Genomic DNA, 21,131 nt, shown 5'->3' on the forward strand with positions numbered 1-21,131 from the left:
ATCTGCAGGCTCCTGGAGCGGCCTTGTGTCGCGAAAGGGCTGCGAAGCGGCCCCAGCCTTCGCCAAGCCAACGGGCTTGCCGGAGCGCCTCGAACGCCCCCTTGCTGACACCACACGCCCCCTCAAAACGACTGCGGCTGCTCCGGCGGCATCAGCACCTTGTCCACATCGAACTGCAGCGAAGGCATCTGGGTCCCGGCATACAGCGTCACGCCAAGCGCGGCGATCAGCGCCACATCGAGCCAGTGCCAGTCAGGCATGTCATTGGCACTGCGCGCCTTCCAGCACCACCAGGCCTGGCCCACGCAAAACAGCAGGATGGCCAGCAACCACAGGTAGAAACCGGCACCGAAGCCAGTGACGTCCTGGAAGGCATAGCTCTGGTTGTCTGGCAGGCGCTCGATGCCGAAGCTGCTCGCGGCCAGGTACAGGGCCCCCAGCCCGAGTAGCAGCGCCAGCCGACGAAAGCGCCGGTGCGCCAGGATCGCCACCGCCAGCAAAGGGTTGGCGAACCACTGGTACAAGCCGAAGGGCACGCCCCATGGGCCATACAGCAGCATCTGCAACGCTGGCATGTGCCGCCCGGCCCCCGTCAGGACGCCATCGAAACACAAGGCGAGCAGGTACAGCAGGAGGCTGAAGGTCAGGTAGTAGGCAGGCAACCGCGTGCTCCATCGGTGCTGGGCAGGCCCCTGACCATACAGCACCCAGGCCTCATGCGACAGGCGGCTCCAGCAGCAAGCCGTAGATGCCCGAGTCGGTGAACTCGCCTGCCACGCACCAGCGCGCCCGCAGGGTGCCCTCGAGGACGAAGCCCTGGCGCTCCAGGGTACGTGCCGAGCCGGTATTGCGCGGGTCGATCTCCGCTTCCAGGCGGCGCATGTGCAGGGTATGGGCCAGGTAGTCGATGAAGCAGGTCAGCGCCTCGTCCATGTAGCCACGGCCTTGCACGGCGCTGGCCAGGCAGTAGCCGATCTCGCCGCGGCGAGACGCTTCGTCGATGTTGAACAACTGGACCATGCCGATCAGCTCGCCGTTGTCGCGGCGGTACATGCCCAGCTTGAGCATCTGGCCGCTGGCATAGGCCTCGCGATCGGCAGCCAGGGCGCTCTCGGCCTCGGCCAGGTCGTGCCAGGGCGCGTGGTGCCAGTAACGCATGACCTCCGGATCGGCCATGATCGCCAACCATCGAGGAGCGTCGCCATGACGCATGGGGCGCAGCTGCAGCCGTGGGCTATCGAGGCACAGGTCGCTGGGGAAACTGCGGGGTGGGGTCACGCCGGGACTCCTGTCCATTGCGAAGAAGATGACAGTCTAGCGTCAGCGGAGAGACAAGGCAGCAGTGGCGTCGGCCAGTTAAGTGCTTCAGCTGCCATTGGGGACTGCTGTGCAGCCCCAATGCCACAGCAGACCGTTCAGGCCACCGCCGCCCCGTCATCGTCCGGCCAATGCGGCTCGTTGGCTTCCGGCGGGGTCAGTGGCGCCAGCCCGTAGTGAGCCCTGGCGGCATCGCAACTGGGGTTGTACACGCCATGGGTCCAGGACGCCTCGAACTCGCGGCAAGGGGTCGAACGGTTGGCGTAGAGCGTACAGGCGACCTGCTTGCCGATCTCCCCATCCAGGCCGATGCAACGGCAGGGCTTGGCATCGGTGCCGATCATGGCGACCCGGGTCGGGTTGATCTGCACCACCAGATCATCGGGCACCAGTCCGCCCGCGGACTGGCATTCGCCCCAGAAGAAGGACACACGGAAGTACCCGCAGCAAGCGCCGCAGTCAAGGCAAGGGTTGTATTCGGACATGATGACACGGAGGGAAGGTTGTTGTTATCGGGGCGCTGCCCGCGCGCCATTTTTAATCCAAGGATGGGGGGTTGAGAAGAGGGGGATTGCAAAAAATCTCGCCATTTATCAGCTTCAAGCGGCAAGCTGCAAGACGAATCGCGTCGGCCTCCTACCCCGCATGAACTGAAAAGCCGCAAGAGGCCGCCTTCACACGGGCCTGCTTGCGGCTTGAAGCTACGAGCTTGTCGCTTACTTGCGAGCCAAGCCGTCGGCCCGGAACATCTGGCGAATCCCACGGATCGCCTGGCGAATGCGGTCCTGGTTCTCGATCAGGGCAAAGCGCACATGATCGTCGCCATAGTCACCGAAACCGATACCCGGCGAGACGCAGACCTTGGCCTCGGCCAGCAGCTTCTTGGAGAACTCCAGCGAGCCCATGTGCGCGTAGGCTTGCGGGATCTTCGCCCAGACGTACATCGACGCCTTGGGGTTCTCGACCATCCAGCCCAGCTCGTGCAGGCCCTTGACCAGCAGGTTGCGGCGCTGGCGGTACTGCTCGGCGATATCGCGCACGCACTGCTGGTCGCCTTCCAGCGCAGCGATGGCTGCTACCTGCAAGGGGGTGAAGGTGCCATAGTCGTGGTAGCTCTTGATCCGCGCCAGGGCGCTGACCAGCTCCGGGTTGCCGACCATGAAACCGATGCGCCAGCCGGCCATGTTGTAGCTCTTGGACAGGGTGAAGAATTCCACCGCGATGTCCTTGGCGCCCGGCACCTGCATGATCGAGGGGGCCTTCCAGCCGTCGTAGACGATGTCGGCATAGGCCAGGTCATGGACCACCAGCACGTCGTACTGCTTGGCCAGGGCCACCACACGCTCGAAGAAGTCGAGCTCGACGCACTGCGCGGTGGGGTTGGACGGGAAGCCCAGGATCATCATCTTCGGCTTGGGGATCGACTCGCGGATCGCCCGCTCCAGCTCATTGAAGAAGTCCACGCCCGGCACCAACGGCACCGAACGCACCTGGGCACCGGCGATCACCGCGCCGTAGATGTGGATCGGGTAGCTGGGGTTGGGCACCAGCACCGTGTCGCCGTGATCGAGGGTGCCCAGCATCAGGTGGGCCAGGCCCTCCTTCGAGCCGATGGTGACGATGGCTTCGCTTTCCGGGTCGATCTGCACCTGGTAGCGCTCCTGGTACCAGCGCGAGATGGCCCGGCGCAGGCGCGGGATGCCGCGGGACGTGGAATAGCCGTGGGTGTCGTCACGCTGGGCGACCTGCACCAGCTTCTCGACGATATGAGGCGGCGTGGCACCGTCGGGGTTGCCCATGCTCAGGTCGATGATGTCCTCGCCACGGCGGCGGGCAGCCATCTTGAGCTCGGCGGTGATATTGAAGACGTAGGGGGGGAGACGATCGATGCGCGCGAAACGGCGCGGCGAACCTTGGTCGGCCATGCTTTCCTCGAAGACGTAAGCGCCCGGAACCGTCCGAGCGACGTTGGCCACTGCGGTGGCCGATTCGGAAGATAATCCCGAAAGAGAATTTTTGTAAAGGGATTTTTCTTGTCTGCCCAGAGTTTTTCAGACGAATTTATTGAATCCATTAGATCTGCGGTGTTCGAACTTGCCCGCGAAAGGAGCCGGCACAAGCAGCACAAAATGAAAAACCCCGGCACAAGGCCGGGGTTTTCACGTAGCAGGCGACTGTCAGCGCGCGTAGGTCATCAGCACATCGGCTGCCGTCTGGCTGTCCACCGACATCATCACGCTCAGGGCAGTGACGGTGAGGATGGAGAAGCCAAACACCTTGCGCGCCCATTTGCTGTCGTCCTCGGCCTTGTAGCCACCCCAGGCCATGTACAGCCAGTACAGGCCCATGGCGGCCGCCACGGCCAGGTAGCCGAGGCCAGCATAACCGCCAAGGGTCAGCATCAGGGTAGCGAGCACGAAAGCCAGCACGTACAGCACGATCTGCTTCTTCGCCGCGAGGATACCGCGCGCCACCGGCAGGACCGGAATGTTGGCAGCGCTGTAGTCCTTGAAGCGGAAGATGGCGATCGCGAAGCTGTGCGGCATCTGCCACAGGCTGAACATCACCAGCAGGGTCACTGCGGCCAGGTCGAAGCTGTTGCTCACGGCGCAGTAGCCGATCACCGGAGGCATGGCACCGGACAGGCTGCCAACCAGGGTGCCGTGCACCGATTTACGCTTGAGCCACAGGCTGTAGAAGCCCACGTAGACGATGAAGCCGACCAGCGCGCAGAACGCCGCCAGGGGGTTGGCCTGGACATACAGCAGGCTGAAGCCCGCCACCCCGAGCAGGGTGGCGTAGGCCAGCGCAATGGTCAGCGGCATGCCGCCCTGGACCATGACACGGTTCTTGGTACGTTCCATCTTCTGGTCGATGTCGCGGTCGATGCAGTTGTTGAACACGCAACCGGACGCGACGACCAGGGAAGTACCGACGACCACCGCCAGGAACAGGGCGAAGTCCACATGGCCCTTCGCGGCAAGGAAGAAACCGCCTGCCACGGAAAGCACGTTACCGAAAATGATCCCCGGTTTGGTGATTTGGATAAAGTGCTTAACGGACATGCAGTCTTACCTCACTTGGCCATCATTTCGATGTGGATGCTGAACATGATCCACAGCGACAGGCCGACCAGCAGAGCGATTACCAAGGTGGTGAACAGGAACGTCGACACATTGGAACGTTGCTCTTTCGAGCGGTCCATGTGCAGGAAGTACACCAGGTGCACCACCACCTGAATGACGGCCAGGGCCACCACGATCAGGACGGTCAGGTTCTTCGGCAGGCTCGGGTACATCACCAGGCCGAACGGGATCGCAGTCAGGATGATCGACAGCACGAAGCCGATCATGTAGGACTTCACGCTGCCGTGGTTACCTTCGTGATGAGTGTCGTGTGCATTGGCCATTACAGAACCCCCAGCAGGTAGACGACGGTGAAGACGCAGATCCAGACCACGTCCAGGAAGTGCCAGAACAGGCTCAGGCAGCTCATGCGGGTCTTGGCGGTCGGGGTGATGCCCTTGGTCTGGATCTGATACATCAGCACAGCCATCCAGATCAGGCCCGAGGTCACGTGCAGACCGTGGGTACCGACCAGGGCGAAGAAGCCCGACAGGAAGCCACTGCGGTTCGGACCGTAGCCTTCGGAGATCAGGTGATGGAACTCATAGACTTCCATCGCGATGAAGCCGGCACCGAACAGGAAGGTGATGGCCAACCAGCCCAGCACGCCGCCCTTGTTGCCCTTGAACATCTGCAGCATGGCGAAGCCGAAGGTGATCGACGACAGCAGCAGCAGTGCGGTTTCAACAGCTACGAAATCGAGCTGGAAGATGTCATGACCCGACGGGCCGCCGGCAAAACTGCCGGACAGCACCGCGTAGGTGGCGAAGAGCGACGCAAACAGGATGCAGTCGGTCATCAGGTACAGCCAGAAACCGAGGACGGTCATCTGGCCCGAGTCGTGGTGGTGATCGTCGTGCCCATGGTCGTGACCATGAGCAGCGCCGTGGATTACTTGACTGGACATTGATTACACCCGCTCAAACGATTCGACACGTGCGCCGCCGGCAGGCAGTGCACCGGCCTGGGCCAGCGCCTTCATGCGCTCGCCTTCGATACGCGCCACTTCTTCGGCCGGAACCATGTAGCCCTGGTCGTCACGCGCAGCGTGGCGAACGAAGACAGCGATGGTCGCAACCAGGCTCGCGCCAACCAGCCACCAGATGTGCCAGATGAAGGCGAAGCCGAACACGGTCAGGAACAGACCCATGAACAGACCGGTGGAGGTGTTGCTCGGCATGTGGATCGGCTCGTACTTGCCCGGCACCTTGTAGGCGACACCGGCTTCCTTGGCTTCGTGCCAGGCGTCCAGGCCAACCTTCTCAGGCATGTGGGCGAAGTTGTAGAACGGAGGTGGCGACGAAGTCGACCATTCCAGGGTACGGCCACCCCATGGGTCGCCGGTCACGTCCAGGTTCTGGTTGCGGTCGCGGACCGACACGTACAGCTGGATCAGCTGGCAGGCGATACCGAACAGGATCAGCACGGCGCCGACGACGGCAACGTACAGGTACGGTTCCCAAGCCGGGTTGTCCGAGTGGTTCAGACGACGGGTCATGCCCATGAAGCCCAGGGCGTACAGCGGCATGAACGCTACGTAGAAGCCGGAGATCCAGAACCAGAAGGCAGCCTTGCCCCACTTCTCGTTCAGGGTGAAACCGAAGGCTTTCGGGAACCAGTAGGCGAAACCGGCGATGTAGCCGAATACCGCACCACCGATGATCACGTTGTGGAAGTGGGCGATCACGAACAGGCTGTTGTGCAGGACGAAGTCAGCACCTGGAACAGCCAGCAGGACGCCGGTCATGCCACCGATGGAGAAGGTGACCATGAAGCCCAGGGTCCACATGATCGGCGCGGTGAAGCGCAGACGGCCCTGGTAGATGGTGAACAGCCAGTTGAACAGCTTCACACCGGTCGGAATGGAGATCAGCATCGTCGCCAGGCCGAAGAAGGTGTTGACGCTGGCGCCGGCACCCATGGTGAAGAAGTGGTGCAGCCATACGGCGAAGCCCAGGACGGCGATCGCGCCCGATGCGTAGATCATCGAGTGGTGGCCGAACAGACGCTTGCCAGCGAAGGTCGAGGTGACTTCCGAGAACACACCGAAGGCCGGCAGGATCAGGATGTAGACCTCAGGGTGACCCCACGCCCAGAACAGGTTGACGTACATCATCGGGTTCCCACCAAGCTCGTTGGTGAAGATGTGGAAGTCCAGATAACGGTCAACGGTCAGCAGGGCCAGGGCAGCGGTCAGGATCGGGAAGGAAGCGACGATCAGGACGTTGGCCCAGGTGCAGGTCCAGGTGAAGATCGGCATGTCCATCAGTTTCATGCCAGGCGCGCGCATCTTCATCACGGTGACGAGGAAGTTCACGCCGGTAAGCGTCGTACCCAATCCGGAGAGCTGTAGCGCCCAGATGTAGTAGTCCACGCCCACGCCAGGGCTGTACTGGATACCCGCAAGCGGCGGATAGGCCACCCAGCCGGTCTTGGCGAATTCACCAACGCCCAGCGAGATGTTGACCAGCAGCACGCCTGCCAGCAGCAGGTAGAAGCTCAGGGAGTTCAGGAACGGGAAGGCGACGTCACGCGCACCGATCTGCAGGGGCACGGCCAGGTTCATCAGGCCAGTGAAGAACGGCATCGCCATGAAGATGATCATGATCACACCGTGGGCGGTGAAGATCTGGTCATAGTGTTCAGGCGGCAGGTAGCCTTCGGCGCCGCCAGTGGCCGCGGCCAGCTGGGTACGCATCATGATGGCGTCGGCAAAGCCACGCAGCAGCATGACCATCGCGACGATGATGTACATCACCCCGATCTTCTTGTGGTCGACCGTGGTCAGCCACTCGGTCCACAAGTAGGTCCACTTGCGGTAATAGGTGATAGCACCGATCAAAGCGATACCACCGAGCGCGATCATGGCAAGCGTCACCATGACTATCGGCTCGTGATAGGGTATCGCCTCCAGACTTAGTTTACCGAACATCTCTTACTCCTCTGCCCCGGCAGCTGGTTGCATACTCGACTCCACACCATTGGTAGTGGCCAGATCCTTGCTGCCTGCTTCTTCGTGGCTCGGGCGACCGCGGTTCATACCCTCGTACTTGTCGACGATGATCTGGAACTGGTCAGCCGATGCCTCGCTGTACAGCGTGACTGGGTTGTTTTCGCTAGGTTTGGCCAAGGCTTCGTATTCAGCCTTATCCAGCTTCTTCGGCGATTGCTTGACTTCGTCGATCCAGGCCTGGAAATCAGCCTCGGAAGTCGCAATGGCCTTGAACTTCATGCCGGTGAAGCCGGCGCCGCTGTAGTTTGCGGAAATACCGTCGAACTCGCCGTTCTCGTTGGCGATCAGGTGCAGCTTGGTGGTCATGCCGGCCATGGCGTAGATCTGGCCGCCCAGGCCTGGGATGAAGAAGGAGTTCATCACGGCGTCGGACGTGACGCGGAAGTTGACCGGGGTGTTGGCCGGGAAGACGATCTTGTTGACCGTGGCGATGCCCTGCTCCGGATAGATGAACAGCCATTTCCAGTCCAGTGCGACCACGTCGATCTGCACCGGCTTCACGTCGGAGTCCAGCGGGCGATAGGGGTCGAGGGAGTGGGTGGTCTTGTAGGTGACGATACCCAGGGCGATGATGATCAGGATCGGGATGATCCACACTGCGGCTTCGATCTTGGTCGAGTGCGACCAGTCGGGAGTGTAGGTGGCGGACTTGTTGGAAGCACGGTACTTCCAGGCGAAGACCAGGGTCATGACGATGACGGGCACGACGACCAGCATCATCAGGCCGAAGGCGATCAGGATCAGGTTCTTCTGCTCAATGCCCACCTGGCCCTTCGGATCGAGAAGGGTCCAGTTGCACCCACTGAGTAAAAGCATGCCTAAAAAGGGCAAAATGCCAAACAGTCTGGGGTAACGCTTTTTACTCATCTCACGACCTCTAGATCAGCTTGCTTCAATGCAATTTGTGTTTTGGTCGCCAACACTTCGTCCTGCCAAGCGTCAGCATTTCGGGCTCGAATTCGCTCATGCCTGTGGTCCGACTGCAGGACCTGGCGTCGAGCGTGTTTACGGTGCTTATGGTTTCGTAGGCTAACGGCCTGTACTTCAGACCAAGTCCATTTGGTGCGGGAAAACGCGGAGGGAGGTCCGCCCGGTATCGCCGTTGGGCGAAACTTGTCGAAGTCAGCAAAAGGAGCCTCGGCTTCCTTCAATCCTGCGACTCGCAAGCAGTGCCGAACGGAAATTGGGGGCGATTGTAGATAGGTCGCCCCCCCTTGACTATGACTTATTGAGCAACAGTCTTTTACAGGATACGTAACAATACGGATCAAAAAATCAACTTCGCGACAGTTTGTCGCACCCGGGTTGATAGCCCTGAAACCCGCATCGCGCAAGGCTTCTTTATTGATCTGGATCAACCGGGAGGCGAGTTTCGGTTGTTGTCTCGCCCTGCAAAAGACCCGCCTCGAAGCGGGACTTTTGTCTAAGCCCGGCGCCGGTTCCGGTAGATGCCCAGCGGCACCAGGATGGCAGTGAGGATGAAGGCCAGCAGAGCCCATTGGGCCAGGGACAGCCCCAGGATCGGCGGGTAGGGCGTGGTGCAGAAACCATCGACCTGGAACGCCAGCGGCCAGACTCGCGCCAGGGGCAGGTCGTCGACGATCGGCTGCAGGGTATCGATGCCGCAACTGACTGCCGGGTTGGCGAGTATATACACATGGTTGCCGGCCGCAACGATTCCGCCGATCGCACTGAGCACCACCAGGCCTTCGAAGAAGGTCAGGCTGCGCCGTCCAGGCATGGCGGCGGCGATGAAGGCGAACACGGCGATCAGCAGCAGCGCATAGCGTTGCAGGATACACAACGGGCAAGGCGCCTCGCCGAGGACCACTTGCATGTAGAGCGCGCCACCGATCAGGGAGAGGCAGATCACCCCCAGCAGCACCAGGAAGCGCCGTTCGCGATTCAGGCGCAATGTTTGTTCGTTCATGACCGGTTCCTTCGATGGATAGTGGCAGCGCCTGCACGCCTGCCAGGGCTGCAGTCTACACGTGCGTCGAGGAAACGGCGTGATAGCACTGCGCGGGGCTATCCGGAGACGACTTCAGACCAGGCGCAACGACGTCGGTTCAACGTCGACCGCCAAAATGCGGCAACCCGGATGCCGGACAGGCGCAAGCCCCTCGACACCCGGGAGTGAAGGATACAGTGATTAAAGGAGGATTAAAGATGAAAATTGGCGCAACCCGATTCATCTCTCCTTATATAGATAGAAAGGGTAGGCCCAATCGCTGGCAAGCCAGCCCTCGTACGGCAATGTCACGTACGCTTCGTCTCGATTACCCACGTCCGGGAGCACAGTGCACGAGAGCTGGCTTGCCAGCGATTGGGATGACACGACGAGCCAGTCGGTCAAGACGTTAGTTGGGCCGCAAAGAAGCCCCACTGCCACTAGACCGACTGGCGTTGCCCCGCTACCGCCTCATCACTCCAGCGCCGCCGCCGGCCCGAAGAACTCGTAGCGGCTCTGCTGTTCCGGTACGCCCAGGCCCTTGAGCTGGCGCTTGACCGCCGCCATGAAGCCTTTCGGGCCGAGGAAGTAGGCATCCACGTCGCGCTCGCGCGGCAGCCACTCGCCCAGCAGGTCCTGGCTCAGCAGGCCCACCGCGTCGACGTCGCCCTTGCCATCGTCCTCGGCGTAGCAGTAGAAGCGCTTGAGCTGCGGGTGGCGCGCGGCCAGGCCATCGATCCAGTCACGGAAGGCATGCACCGCGCCGTTGCGCGCGCAATGGATGAAATGCACCGGACGCTGGGTCTGCAGCGCCGCCTGGAGCATCGCCAGGGTCGGGGTGATGCCCACGCCACCGCTGATCAGCACCAGCGGCTTGTCGCTGGCGGCCAGGGTGAAGTCACCCGATGGCGGGAACAGCTGCAGGGTCTGGCCGACCATGAGTTGGTCATGCAGGTAGTTGGACACCTTGCCGCCAGCCTCGCGCTTGACGCTGATGCGGTATTGCTCGCCATCGCACAGGGCCGAGAGGGAATAGTTGCGGCGCTGCTCGACGCCATCGATGAACAACTGCAGGCCGATGTACTGGCCCGGTTCGGCCTTGAGTACCGGCTTGCCATCCACCGGGGCGAAGTAGAACGAAACGATCTCGCTGCTCTCCTGCTCGCGGCGCACCAGGCGGAATTCGCGGGTACCGCGCCAGCCACCCTCGGCCTCTTCCTTCTGTTTATAGAGATTCTCCTCGGCGCCGATGAGGATATCGGCCAGCTGGCCATAGGCCGCGGCCCAGGCGTCGATGACCTGCGGGGTGGCGATGTCCTTGCCCAGCACTTCCTCGATGGCGCGCAGCAGGCAGCTGCCGACGATCGGGTAGTGCTCGGGGAGAATCTGCAGGGCGACGTGCTTGTTGATGATCTGCCCCACCAAGCCGCCGAGCTGCTCCAACTGGTCGATGTGGCGGGCATACATGAGCACGCCGTTGGCCAGGGCACGCGGCTGGTCGCCGCTGGCCTGGTGGGCCTGGTTGAACAGCGGACGCACCTCGGGGTACTCGCTGAGCATCATCTTGTAGAAGTGGGTGGTCAGCGCCTCGCCACCGCTTTCGAGCAGCGGGACGGTGGCCTTGATGATTGCACGTTGTTCGGCAGTGAGCATTTGCAACGACTCCTGAGCCTGTGGCTTCAATTTGACTGCCCTGGCTATATCAGCAATCGTGCCAACTCTGCGGGCCAATGAATTCGGGGCTTTGACAGGTAGAGAGTCAAAACGACCGCATTCCCTGTATAGTCATATAGACCAACAGGAGTCCTTATGACCGCAAAGCCTCTGCTCACCACCCTGCTGCCCCTGGTCAGCGACCTGTCCCGCGACCTGCCCGACCAGGAGCGCTACCGCCGCTTGCTGCAGGCCATGCGCGGGCTACTGCCGTGCGACGCCGCCGCGCTGCTGCGCCTGGATGGCGAATGGCTGGTGCCGCTGGCGGTCGATGGGTTGTCGGCCGACACCCTCGGCCGACGCTTCCGGGTCAGCGAGCACCCGCGCTTCCAGATCCTGCTCAGCCGCACCGAGCCGACCCGTTTCGCCAGCGACAGCGACCTGCCCGATCCCTATGACGGCCTGGTCAATGCCCCTCACGCCGACCTCGAAGTGCATGACTGCATGGGCTGCCCGCTGATGGTCGATGAACGTCCCTGGGGCCTGGTCACCCTCGATGCCCTCACCCCCGGGCAATTCCAGAGCCTCGAGCTGGATGCCCTGCAGGCCTTCGCCAGCCTGGCCGCGGCCACCGTCACGGTGGCCGAGCGCATCGAGGACCTGGCCCTGCGCGCCGAGGACGAGCACCAGCGTGCCGAGGTCTACCGCCAGGCCAGCAGCCAGGCCAAGGAGTTGATTGGCCAAAGCAAGGCGCACAAGCGCCTGCTGGAGGAAATCCGCCTGGTCGGTGGCAGCGACCTGACCGTGCTGATCACCGGAGAGACCGGGGTCGGCAAGGAGCTGGTGGCCCAGGCCCTGCACCAGGCCAGCGCCCGTGCCGACAAGCCGCTGATCAGCCTCAACTGTGCCGCCCTGCCCGATACCTTGGTCGAGAGCGAGTTGTTCGGCCATGTTCGCGGCGCCTTCACCGGCGCCCATGGCGAGCGCCGTGGCAAGTTCGAGCTGGCCAACGGCGGTACCCTGTTCCTCGACGAGGTGGGCGAACTGCCCCTGACCGTGCAGGCCAAGCTGTTGCGCGTGCTGCAGAGCGGCCAGTTGCAGCGCCTGGGTTCGGACCGCGAACACCGAGTGGACGTACGCCTGATCGCCGCGACCAACCGCGACCTGGCCGAGGAAGTGCGCAACGGCCGCTACCGCGCTGACTTCTACCATCGCCTGAGCGTGTATCCCTTGCATGTCCCGCCGCTGCGCGAGCGCGGCCGCGATGTGCTGCTGATCGCCGGCTATTTCCTCGAACAGAACCGTTCGCGCCTGGGCCTGAACAGCCTGCGCCTGAGCAGCGAGGCCCAGGCCGCGCTGCTGGCCTACGACTGGCCAGGCAACGTGCGCGAACTGGAGCACCTGATCGGCCGCTCGGCGCTCAAGGCCCTCGGTCAGCACTCAGAGCGCCCGCGTATCCTCACGCTGGAGGCCGGCGACCTGGACCTGCGCAGTGTCCTGCCTGCCAGCAGCGAACCTGCCCCCGCGCCCATGCCGATAGGCAGCCTGCCCGAGGGCGGCCTGCGCGAGGCGGTGGATGACTACCAGCGCCGGTTGATCGAAGCGTGCCTGGAGCGCCACCAGGACAATTGGGCCTCCGCCGCCCGCGAGCTGGGGCTGGACCGCGCCAACCTCAGCCGATTGGCCAAGCGCCTGGGGTTGCGCTGAAGCCATTCGGGGCCGCACAGCGGCCCCGGCGAGCTAAAGCCTGGTGCCGGCATGCCGATAACCCGGCATCCACCTCTATTCCTGACAAACCCGAAGGTTGCCCATGGCCACGCAAAATGCCCGCGCGGACTCGTTGTCCCTGCTGCTGTTCACCCTGCGCAGCGGCAAGCTGATGGCAATCAACCTGCTCAAGGTCAGCGAGATCATCCCCTGCCCGCCGCTGACCAAGCTGCCCGAGTCGCACCCCCACGTGAAGGGCGTGGCCACCCTGCGTGGCAACTCGCTGTCGGTGATCGACCTGTCTCGCGCCATCGGCGAACGCCCCCTGGCCGACCCCGACGGCGGCTGCCTGATCGTCACCGAGATCAGCCGCTCGCGCCAGGGCCTGCATGTCCAGGCCGTGAGCCGCATCGTCCATTGCCTGAGCACCGACATCAAGCCGCCGCCCTATGGCTCGGGCAACCGCTCGTTCATCACCGGCGTGACCCGGGTCGACAACACCCTGGTGCAGGTGCTGGACATCGAAAAGGTCATCCACGCCATCGCGCCACCCGAAGCCGAGCCACACCCCGGCGAACTGAGCGAGGAGGACGCCAGCCTGCTGGCGGCAGCCAACATCCTGGTGGTCGACGACAGCCAAGTGGCCCTACAGCAGTCGGTGCATACCCTGCGCAACCTGGGCATCGAGTGCCATACCGCACGCAGCGCCAAGGACGCCATCAACGTTCTGCTGGAACTGCAAGGCACCGAGCGGGAGATCAATATCGTCGTCTCCGACATCGAGATGTCCGAGATGGACGGCTACGCCTTCACCCGCACCCTGCGCGAGACACCGGATTTCCAGCACCTGTACGTCCTGCTGCACACCTCGCTGGACAGCACCATGAGCGCCGAAAAGGCCAGGTTGGCCGGGGCCAACGCCATCCTCACCAAGTTCTCCTCGCCGGAGCTGACCGATTGCCTGGTGCTGGCGGCAAGGGCGGTGGTGTTCGCCGAACACTGATATATCCAGCGACAAACTCCCTGGCTTGATGCAGGGGAGGACTCGGGCATAATTCGCGCTTCTCGGTTGTTCTTTGCCGGTACCGTGTATGAAATTTCCCAGTTACCTCCTGCTTGCCTGCACCCTGTTCAGCACCGCCGCCCTGGCCTCCAGCAGCCAGGCCTGGAACGAGCAGCGCCAGCAGATGCTCAAGAGCTGCCTGGCCGCCAGCCAGTTCAAGGATGCCCACGCCCGTGGCAAGCCCGTCGAGTTCGACGACCAGGTCGGCTACAGCGCCCTGCTGATCGAAGGCGTCTACCCACAGAAGCACATGCAACAACGCACGGGCACCGAGCTGTGCCTGTACGACCGCCAGCGCAAGCAGGCCGTCGTCAGCGAGTGGAATCCGGGCGCCTACTAGTGGACCAGCACATCCGTTTCGCCTGTACCGGCTGTGGCAAGTGCTGCACCGGCCACCATGTACCGCTGACCCTGGCCGAGTCCCGCCAATGGGCGGCAGCCGGTGGCCAGGTGGTGGTGCTGATCGAGGCTTTCGTTACCGACGGCCCCGGCATGCCCAGCGAGCAGCGCGAACACGTGCTGCGCCGCTCCTACCCGGTCGCCTGCGGCACTACCGAGATGCGCGTCTCGGTGACCTTCGCAGCCTTCAACCCAGGGCGCTGCCGCAACCTGGACGCCAACGACCTGTGCACCATCTACGAGACGCGCCCATTGGTGTGCCGCATCTACCCGGCGGAGATCAACCCGCACCTGCCCTTACGCCCGGAAAACAAGGACTGCCCGCCCGAGGCGTGGGAACAAGGCCCCGCGCTGATCCATGGCAACCTGCCGGTCGACCCACAACTGATGGCGTTGATCGAAGCCTCGCGCCAGGCCGACCGTGACGACATCGCCGCCAAGGTTGTCATCTGCCAGGCCCTGGGCATGACCACCAGCGCACTCAAGGGCAATGGGTTCACGGCCTGGCTGCCGGACATGGGGGCGTTTGCCTCGGCGCTGGAACAGGAGCCAAGCGACCAGGGCGCCACCTGGGCCTTGCATGTGCAGGACCCGGCCCTGGTCGAACAACTGCACGGCCGTGGTCTGCGCACCATTGGCGAAGCGCCGCTGTACTACGCCTTCATCGGGTTTTGAGGCGGGCTCGCCTACTCAGTAGTCGGTGCTGGTCTTTTCGCGGGCAAGCACGCTCCAACATGGCCCCTGCAATCCTTATCATGCGGGACCGACACGACCCCAAGCGGCGCTTGTCATCCTGGGGCTGCTTTGCAGACCCAGATGCAGAGCATGGCCCACAACGAAACACTCACTGACAACGCCGCCAGAACTCATCCGCCAGACGCCGCAGGTCCTGGGCCAGGTCAGCCACGTCGCTGGCGCTGCTGTGGCTGCGCTGGCCAACGTCGACGGTCGCCTCGCTGGCCTGGCGGATGATGACGATGTTGCGGTTGATGCTCTCGCTGACCCGGCTCTGCTGCTCCACCGCCGCCGCGATCTGCAGGCTCATCTCGTTGATCTGGTTGACCCGTGCACTGATGCTGTCCAGCGCACCACTGGCCAGTTGCGCCTGCTCGACACTGTGCCCGGCATGGGCGCTGCTCTGCTGCATCACCTGCACCGCGGCGCGGGCGCCCTCCTGCAAGGTGGCGATCATGCGCTGGATCTGGTGGGTCGACTGCGCCGTGCGCTGGGCCAGGCCGCGCACCTCGTCGGCGACCACGGCGAAGCCTCGCCCCTGGTCGCCAGCCCGGGCCGCCTCGATCGCAGCATTGAGCGCCAGCAGATTGGTCTGCTCGGCAATGCCACGGATCACATCGAGTACCCCCGAAATTTCGCTGCTGTGGTTTTCCAGTTGCCGCACCACCTCGCTGGCCTCCACCAGCGAGCCGGCCAGGTCCTGTATGGCGCAGCGATTGCGGTCGACCAACTGGTGACCGGACTGGGTCTCGCCCTCGGCCTGGTCGGCGGCCATGGAGGCCAGCTGCGCGCTGCTGGCCACCTGGGCCACGCTGGCGCTCATCTGGTGGATCGCGGTGGCCACCTGGTCGGCTTCGTCCTGTTGTTCCAGGCTGTTGGCATGGCTGGCCTGCAAAGCATCCACCAAGGCACCGGAATGCCCGGCCAGGCGCGCCGAGGTATCGCCGATGCGCCCCACCACCGCGCCCAGCTGGGCCTTGAGCATGCGCATGGCGAACTCGATCTGGCCAACGCCGTCGCGCCGCCCGGTATACAACTGCTGGCTCAGCGGATTGTCGGCGATCGCCAGGGCCTGCCTGCGCAGGCGTTCGAACGGGCGCAGCAACATCAGGATCAACGCGCTGCTAAGGCCCGCAGCCAGCACGACCTCCAACAGCGTCGGCAACCAGGGTGCCCCCTGCCACCACTGCCCCGCCCCGAGCACCAGCGCCACGATCGCCGCCACCCCGAACGACAGGCGCATGCCCAGGCCCAACACCGGCAAGCGCTCGCACCAGTGCCTGCGCCCCTCGCGCAAGCGCGCGTAGCAGCGCTCGGCCGCGGCCACCTGCTCGACGCTGGGCCGGGTGCGCACCGACTGGTACTCGATGGTCTTGCCGCCACTGCTGATCGGCGAGACGAAGGCGCTGACCCAGTAATGATCGCCGTTCTTGCAGCGATTCTTCACCAGCCCCATCCACGAGCGCCCTCCTTTGAGTGCCTGCCACATCTGTTCGAACGCCTGGCTCGGCATGTCTGGGTGCCGCACGATATGGTGCGCATTGCCCAGCAATTCGTCGCGGGTGAAACCGCTGATACGCACGAAATCGTCGTTGGCATAGGTGATCAGGCTGTCCAGGTCGGTGGTGGACAGGATGTTGGCATCGCCGGGGTAATCCACTTGGCGACCGGTAACAGGCATATTGCACTTCATCGGAGGCACTCGTTCTTGTTGGGAAAATCGGCAGGGCATACGACTTTAGGCACAAATCCCGATGAAACATTGATCCACGGCAGCATCTTGGCAATTGGCCATCAATGAGCCGAAACTGACAACCCTGTCAGCCTGGCGTCACGCTGCCGACCCGATCCAGGCGCTATAAGCTTGATCAGGACAGAACCGCTTCCCCACCCTTCGGCTACGGTGCCCGACCCGATGCGACCTCCATCCCGATCCCTCGTCCTCGCCGCCCTGGCGCTTCTCATCCTGGCGGCCCTGGGCGGGTGGCTGAGCCAACGCCAGGAGGCGCCCAGCGTGCGCGCGCAGAACGCCATTCCGGTGCGGGTGGTCAGCGTCGCCCGGCAGGACGTACCGCGCTACACCAGCGCCATCGGCTCGGTGCTGTCGCTGCACAGCGTCGAGGTACGCCCGCAGGTCGAAGGCGTACTGACCCGGGTGCTGGTCAAGGAAGGGCAATGGGTCAAGCAGGGCGACCTGCTCGCCACCCTCGACGACCGGGCGATCCGCGCCAGCCTCGACCAGGCCCGCGCCCAACTGGGCCAGAGCCAGGCACAACTGCAGGTCGCCGGTGTGGACCTCAAGCGCTACCGCCTGCTCAGCAGCGACGACGGCGTGTCCAAGCAGACCCTCGACCAGCAGCAGGCGCTGGTCAACCAGTTGCAGGCCACGGTCAAGGGCAACCAAGCCGCCATCGCCAACGCCGAGGTGCAGCTGTCGTACACGCAGGTCCGTTCGCCGGTGACCGGCCGGGTCGGCATCCGCAATGTCGACCCGGGCAACCTGGTGCGCACCAGCGATACCCGCAGCCTGTTCAGCGTCACCCAGATCGACCCGATCGCCGTGGAGTTCGCCCTGCCCCAGCAGATGCTGCCGACCTTGCAGAGCCTGCTGAACGCACCGACCCCGGCGCTGGTGCAAGCCTACCTGGATGCCGACGGCGAGAGCCGCCTGCTCGGCGAAGGTCACCTGGCCCTGATCGACAACCAGGTATCGGCCAACACCGGCACCGTGCGGGTCAAGGCCGAGTTCGACAACAAGGACGGTCATCTGTGGCCCGGCCAACTGGTGACCGTCAAGCTGCGCACCGCGGTGGAGCAAAGTGCCCTGGTGGTTCCACCGCCCGTGGTGCAGCGCGGCATCGACGGCCATTTCGTCTACCGCCTGGACGGTGACAAGGTGACCAGCGTGCCGGTCAAGGTGCTGTACCAGGACAGCACCCTGAACATCGTCGCCGGTGTCGAGCCGGGTGACCGCCTGGTGCTCGACGGGCAGTCGCGGCTCAAGCCCGGCGCCCAGGTCGAGGTCACTCCCGAAGCGCCCGCCCCAGCGGAAATGGCCGACCGCCGGAGCCAGCCATGAACACCCGCAATGGCCTGTCGGCCTGGTGCATCGACCACCCGGTGGCGACCCTGTTGCTGACCTTCGCCTTGGTCCTGCTCGGTGTCATCGCCTTCCCGCGCCTGCCCGTGGCGCCCCTGCCGGAGGCCGACTTCCCGACCATCCAGGTCACCGCCCAGTTGCCCGGCGCCAGCCCCGAGACCATGGCCTCCTCGGTGGCCACGCCGCTGGAGGTGCAGTTCAGCGCCATTCCCGGCATGACCCAGATGACCAGCAGCAGCGCCCTGGGCTCGACCACGCTGATCCTGCAGTTCAGCCTGGACAAGAGCATCGACACCGCCGCCCAGGAAGTCCAGGCGGCGATCAACACCGCCACCGCACGGCTGCCCCGGGACCTGCCCAACCCGCCCACCTGGCGCAAGGTCAACCCGGCCGACAGCCCGGTGCTGGTGCTCACCGTCAGTTCCGCGCAGATGCCTGGCAACGAACTGAGCGACTACGCCGAGACCCTGCTCGCCCGCCAACTGAGCCAGATCGACGGCGTCGGCCTGATCAACATCACCGGCCAGCTGCGCCCGGCCATTCGCGTCCAGGCCCAGCCAGAAAAACTCGCCGCCATCGGCCTGACCCTGGCCGACCTGCGCCAGGCGATCCAGCAGACCAGCCTGAACCTGGCCAAGGGCGCCTTGTACGGCGAACACAGCGTCTCGACCCTCGCCGCCAACGACCAGTTGTTCCACGCCGAGGACTACGCCCAGTTGATCGTCTCCTACCGCGACGGCGCACCGGTGCACCTGCGCGACGTGGCCAAGGTGATCCAGGGCGCCGAGAACGCCTACGTCAGGGCCTGGTCCGGCGAGCGCCCGGGGCTGAACCTGGTGATCTTCCGCCAGCCGGGGGCGAACATCGTCGATACCGTCGACCGGGTGATGGCCGCCCTGCCCAAGCTGCAGGAAATGCTCCCGGCCTCGGTCGAGGTGTCGGTGCTCAACGACCGCACCCAGACCATCCGCGCCTCGCTGCACGAGGTAGAGCTGACCCTGATGATCGCCGTGGCCCTGGTGATCGGGGTGATGGCGCTGTTCCTGCGCCAATGGTCGGCCACCCTGGTGGTCTCCAGCGTGCTCGGCGTGTCGCTGATCGCCAGTTGCGCCCTGATGTACGTGTTCGGCTTCAGCCTGAACAACCTCACCCTGGTGGCCATCGTCATCGCCGTGGGCTTCGTGGTGGACGATGCCATCGTCGTGGTGGAGAACATCCACCGCCACCTGGAGGCCGGCGACGACAGCCGTACCGCGGCGCTCAAGGGCGCCGGCGAGATCGGCTTCACCGTGGTGTCGATCAGCTTCTCGCTGATCGCCGCATTCATCCCGCTGCTGTTCATGGGCGGAGTGGTCGGCCGGCTGTTCAAGGAATTCGCCCTGACCGCCACCGCCACCATCCTGATCTCGGTGGTGGTGTCGCTGACCCTGGCACCGACCCTCTGCGCCCTGTTCATGCGCCGCCCGCCGGCACACCAGCATGGCGGCCTCGGCCAGCGCCTGGTGCGCTGGTACGAGAAAGGCCTGGACCATGCCCTGGCCCACCAGCGCCTGACCCTCGGTGTGTTCGGCCTGACCCTGGCGCTGGCAGTGGCCGGCTACGTGGCCATCCCCAAGGGCTTCTTCCCGCTGCAAGACACCGGTTTCATCCTCGGCACCACCGAGGCGGCGGCGGACGTGTCGTACCCCTCGATGATCGAGAAGCACCAAGCCCTGGCGAAGATCATCGAGGCAGACCCTGCAGTACGCGCCTTCTCCCACGCCGTCGGCGTGACCGGCAGCAACCAGACCATCGCCAACGGCCGCTTCTGGATCGCCCTCAAGCCACGCGGCGAACGCGACGTCTCGGCCAGCGAGCTGATCGACCGGCTACGCCCCAAGCTTGCCCAGGTGCCGGGGATCGTCCTGTACATGCGCGCTGGCCAGGACATCAACCTCAGCTCCGGGCCTTCGCGTACCCAGTACCAGTACGTGCTCAAGAGCAACGACGGCGTCGCCCTGAACCTCTGGACCCAGCGCCTGACCGACCGCCTGCGCGAGATCCCGGCGCTGCGCGATCTGTCCAACGACCTGCAGTTGGGCGCCAGCGTCACCCGTATCGACATCGACCGCCAGGCCGCGGCACGCTTCGGCCTGACCACCGCCGACGTCGACCAGGCGCTGTACGATGCCTTCGGCCAGCGGCAGATCAGCGAATTCCAGACCGAGACCAACCAGTACAAGGTGATCCTCGAACTCGACGCCCGCCAGCGTGGCAAGGCCGAGAGCCTGAATTACTTCTACCTGCGCTCGCCATTGACCGGCGAGATGGTGCCGCTGTCGGCGGTGGCGCATGTCGCCGCGCCGAGCACCGGGCCGTTGTCGATCAGCCACGACGGCCTGTTCCCGGCGGCCAACCTGTCGTTCAACCTGGCACCGGGCGTGGCCCTGGGCGACGCGGTGAAGATCCTCGAGCGCACCCAGCGCGAACTGGGCATGCCCGACTCGATCGTCGGCAACTTCCAGGGCGCGGCACAGGCGTTCCAGAGCTCACTGTCGAGCCAGCCATGGTTGATTCTGGCCGCGCTGGTGGCGGTGTACATCATCCTCGGCGTGCTCTACGAGAGCTTCGTCCATCCGCTGACCATCATTTCCACCCTGCCCTCGGCGGGCCTCGGCGCACTGATCCTGCTTTGGGCCATGGGCCAGGACTTCAGCATCATGGGGCTGATCGGCGTGGTGCTGCTGATCGGCATCGTCAAGAAGAACGGCATCCTGCTCATCGACTTCGCCCTGGATGCCCAGCGCCGCCAGGGGCTGACACCGGAGCAGGCGATCCACCAGGCGTGCCTGACGCGCTTCCGGCCGATCATCATGACCACCCTGGCAGCCCTGCTCGGCGCGCTGCCGCTGATGTTCGGCTTCGGCGCCGGCGCCGAGCTGCGCCAGCCCCTGGGGATCGCCGTGGTGGGCGGGCTGCTGGTCAGCCAGGCCCTGACGCTGTTCACCACCCCGGTCATATACTTGGCCCTGGAGCGTCTGTTCCACCGCCGCCAGGCCGCCAAGGCCGTTGCGCCCAGTGCCAGTTGA

The 21,131-nt window shown here is 64.2% G+C and carries 18 protein-coding genes and 1 pseudogene; 6 read left to right on the top strand and 13 right to left on the bottom strand.

Going from position 1 to position 21,131, the window contains the following annotated elements; translation table 11 throughout:
* Nucleotides 1-122: 122 nt before the first annotated feature.
* From ABFA30_RS19230 to hmpA, 11 genes are all read right to left on the bottom strand, one after another.
* Nucleotides 123-662 carry a hypothetical protein gene (locus ABFA30_RS19230; RefSeq protein ID WP_253080790.1) on the bottom strand — a complete coding sequence of 180 codons (540 nt, stop codon included), beginning with the start codon at nucleotides 660-662 and terminating at the stop codon, nucleotides 123-125.
* Nucleotides 663-714: 52 nt separating this feature from the next.
* Nucleotides 715-1,278, bottom strand: coding sequence for a GNAT family N-acetyltransferase (locus tag ABFA30_RS19235; protein ID WP_225788587.1), 564 nt, complete (start codon nucleotides 1,276-1,278; stop codon nucleotides 715-717).
* Between the two features lie 137 nt (nucleotides 1,279-1,415).
* Nucleotides 1,416-1,802, bottom strand: a complete 387-nt coding sequence (locus tag ABFA30_RS19240) for a YkgJ family cysteine cluster protein (RefSeq protein WP_410045804.1) — start codon at nucleotides 1,800-1,802, stop codon at nucleotides 1,416-1,418.
* Nucleotides 1,803-2,033: 231 nt separating this feature from the next.
* Nucleotides 2,034-3,242, bottom strand: a complete 1,209-nt coding sequence (gene alaC / locus ABFA30_RS19245; RefSeq protein ID WP_225788585.1) for an alanine transaminase — start codon at nucleotides 3,240-3,242, stop codon at nucleotides 2,034-2,036.
* A 252-nt stretch (nucleotides 3,243-3,494) separates the two neighbouring features.
* Nucleotides 3,495-4,382, bottom strand: coding sequence for a heme o synthase (gene cyoE / locus ABFA30_RS19250; protein WP_225788584.1), 888 nt, complete (start codon nucleotides 4,380-4,382; stop codon nucleotides 3,495-3,497).
* An 11-nt stretch (nucleotides 4,383-4,393) separates the two neighbouring features.
* The gene (gene cyoD / locus ABFA30_RS19255; RefSeq protein WP_225788583.1) at nucleotides 4,394-4,726 is read right to left on the bottom strand and encodes a cytochrome o ubiquinol oxidase subunit IV; all 333 of its coding nucleotides are present in this window, start codon (nucleotides 4,724-4,726) and stop codon (nucleotides 4,394-4,396) included.
* Nucleotides 4,726-5,349, bottom strand: a complete 624-nt coding sequence (gene cyoC, locus ABFA30_RS19260) for a cytochrome o ubiquinol oxidase subunit III (protein WP_225788582.1) — start codon at nucleotides 5,347-5,349, stop codon at nucleotides 4,726-4,728. The genes cyoD and cyoC overlap by 1 nt, the downstream gene beginning before the upstream one ends.
* Before the next feature lie 3 nt (nucleotides 5,350-5,352).
* On the bottom strand, nucleotides 5,353-7,374 hold the full coding sequence (cyoB, locus tag ABFA30_RS19265; RefSeq protein WP_225788581.1) for a cytochrome o ubiquinol oxidase subunit I: 2,022 nt from the start codon (nucleotides 7,372-7,374) through the stop codon (nucleotides 5,353-5,355).
* A 3-nt stretch (nucleotides 7,375-7,377) separates the two neighbouring features.
* Nucleotides 7,378-8,322 (bottom strand): ubiquinol oxidase subunit II, encoded by a 945-nt coding sequence (gene cyoA / locus ABFA30_RS19270; protein ID WP_253080791.1) that lies wholly within the window; start codon nucleotides 8,320-8,322, stop codon nucleotides 7,378-7,380.
* A gap of 556 nt (nucleotides 8,323-8,878) precedes the next feature.
* Nucleotides 8,879-9,385, bottom strand: a complete 507-nt coding sequence (locus ABFA30_RS19275; protein WP_225788579.1) for a disulfide bond formation protein B — start codon at nucleotides 9,383-9,385, stop codon at nucleotides 8,879-8,881.
* Between the two features lie 495 nt (nucleotides 9,386-9,880).
* Complete coding sequence (gene hmpA, locus ABFA30_RS19280) at nucleotides 9,881-11,059, bottom strand: NO-inducible flavohemoprotein (protein WP_225788578.1); 1,179 nt, start codon at nucleotides 11,057-11,059, stop codon at nucleotides 9,881-9,883.
* A gap of 156 nt (nucleotides 11,060-11,215) precedes the next feature.
* Here hmpA and norR point away from each other — a divergent pair, with 156 nt between their 5' ends.
* From norR to ABFA30_RS19300, 4 genes are all read left to right on the top strand, one after another.
* Nucleotides 11,216-12,766: a nitric oxide reductase transcriptional regulator NorR gene (gene norR, locus ABFA30_RS19285; protein ID WP_225788577.1), complete on the top strand. Its 1,551-nt coding sequence runs from the start codon at nucleotides 11,216-11,218 to the stop codon at nucleotides 12,764-12,766.
* A 103-nt stretch (nucleotides 12,767-12,869) separates the two neighbouring features.
* Nucleotides 12,870-13,769 carry a chemotaxis protein gene (locus ABFA30_RS19290; protein ID WP_225788576.1) on the top strand — a complete coding sequence of 300 codons (900 nt, stop codon included), beginning with the start codon at nucleotides 12,870-12,872 and terminating at the stop codon, nucleotides 13,767-13,769.
* Nucleotides 13,770-13,857: 88 nt separating this feature from the next.
* Nucleotides 13,858-14,169: a hypothetical protein gene (locus tag ABFA30_RS19295; protein ID WP_225788575.1), complete on the top strand. Its 312-nt coding sequence runs from the start codon at nucleotides 13,858-13,860 to the stop codon at nucleotides 14,167-14,169.
* Nucleotides 14,169-14,903, top strand: a complete 735-nt coding sequence (locus tag ABFA30_RS19300; RefSeq protein ID WP_368815356.1) for a YkgJ family cysteine cluster protein — start codon at nucleotides 14,169-14,171, stop codon at nucleotides 14,901-14,903. Before ABFA30_RS19295 ends, ABFA30_RS19300 begins: the two co-directional genes overlap by 1 nt.
* A gap of 169 nt (nucleotides 14,904-15,072) precedes the next feature.
* Here ABFA30_RS19300 and ABFA30_RS19305 read toward each other — a convergent pair whose 3' ends face one another.
* Together ABFA30_RS19305 and ABFA30_RS19310 are read right to left on the bottom strand one after the other, a co-directional pair.
* Nucleotides 15,073-16,176 carry a methyl-accepting chemotaxis protein gene (locus tag ABFA30_RS19305; RefSeq protein ID WP_410046054.1) on the bottom strand — a complete coding sequence of 368 codons (1,104 nt, stop codon included), beginning with the start codon at nucleotides 16,174-16,176 and terminating at the stop codon, nucleotides 15,073-15,075.
* 198 nt (nucleotides 16,177-16,374) lie between these two features.
* A pseudogene (locus ABFA30_RS19310) lies at nucleotides 16,375-16,695 on the bottom strand (PAS domain-containing protein); the annotation flags it as partial.
* A gap of 183 nt (nucleotides 16,696-16,878) precedes the next feature.
* Here ABFA30_RS19310 and ABFA30_RS19315 point away from each other — a divergent pair.
* Nucleotides 16,879-18,042, top strand: a complete 1,164-nt coding sequence (locus tag ABFA30_RS19315) for an efflux RND transporter periplasmic adaptor subunit (protein WP_225788572.1) — start codon at nucleotides 16,879-16,881, stop codon at nucleotides 18,040-18,042.
* Nucleotides 18,039-21,131, top strand: a complete 3,093-nt coding sequence (locus ABFA30_RS19320; RefSeq protein ID WP_225788571.1) for a multidrug efflux RND transporter permease subunit — start codon at nucleotides 18,039-18,041, stop codon at nucleotides 21,129-21,131. Before ABFA30_RS19315 ends, ABFA30_RS19320 begins: the two co-directional genes overlap by 4 nt.

The sequence above is a fragment of the Pseudomonas sp. HLMP genome (assembly GCF_046365545.1).
Taxonomy (GTDB): Bacteria; Pseudomonadota; Gammaproteobacteria; order Pseudomonadales; family Pseudomonadaceae; genus Aquipseudomonas; species Aquipseudomonas guariconensis_B.

Excerpts from the sequence above, each read along its gene's own strand:
- ABFA30_RS19240 (WP_410045804.1), bottom strand. The coding sequence starts at position 1,802 with ATGTCCGAATACAACCCTTGCCTTGACTGCGGCGCTTGCTGCGGGTAC.
- alaC (WP_225788585.1), bottom strand. The coding sequence starts at position 3,242 with ATGGCCGACCAAGGTTCGCCGCGCCGTTTCGCGCGCATCGATCGTCTC.
- cyoE (WP_225788584.1), bottom strand. The coding sequence starts at position 4,382 with ATGTCCGTTAAGCACTTTATCCAAATCACCAAACCGGGGATCATTTTC.
- cyoD (WP_225788583.1), bottom strand. The coding sequence starts at position 4,726 with ATGGCCAATGCACACGACACTCATCACGAAGGTAACCACGGCAGCGTG.
- cyoC (WP_225788582.1), bottom strand. The coding sequence starts at position 5,349 with ATGTCCAGTCAAGTAATCCACGGCGCTGCTCATGGTCACGACCATGGG.
- cyoB (WP_225788581.1), bottom strand. The coding sequence starts at position 7,374 with ATGTTCGGTAAACTAAGTCTGGAGGCGATACCCTATCACGAGCCGATA.
- cyoA (WP_253080791.1), bottom strand. The coding sequence starts at position 8,322 with ATGAGTAAAAAGCGTTACCCCAGACTGTTTGGCATTTTGCCCTTTTTA.
- ABFA30_RS19275 (WP_225788579.1), bottom strand. The coding sequence starts at position 9,385 with ATGAACGAACAAACATTGCGCCTGAATCGCGAACGGCGCTTCCTGGTG.
- hmpA (WP_225788578.1), bottom strand. The coding sequence starts at position 11,059 with ATGCTCACTGCCGAACAACGTGCAATCATCAAGGCCACCGTCCCGCTG.
- norR (WP_225788577.1), top strand. The coding sequence starts at position 11,216 with ATGACCGCAAAGCCTCTGCTCACCACCCTGCTGCCCCTGGTCAGCGAC.
- ABFA30_RS19290 (WP_225788576.1), top strand. The coding sequence starts at position 12,870 with ATGGCCACGCAAAATGCCCGCGCGGACTCGTTGTCCCTGCTGCTGTTC.
- ABFA30_RS19295 (WP_225788575.1), top strand. The coding sequence starts at position 13,858 with ATGAAATTTCCCAGTTACCTCCTGCTTGCCTGCACCCTGTTCAGCACC.
- ABFA30_RS19315 (WP_225788572.1), top strand. The coding sequence starts at position 16,879 with ATGCGACCTCCATCCCGATCCCTCGTCCTCGCCGCCCTGGCGCTTCTC.
- ABFA30_RS19320 (WP_225788571.1), top strand. The coding sequence starts at position 18,039 with ATGAACACCCGCAATGGCCTGTCGGCCTGGTGCATCGACCACCCGGTG.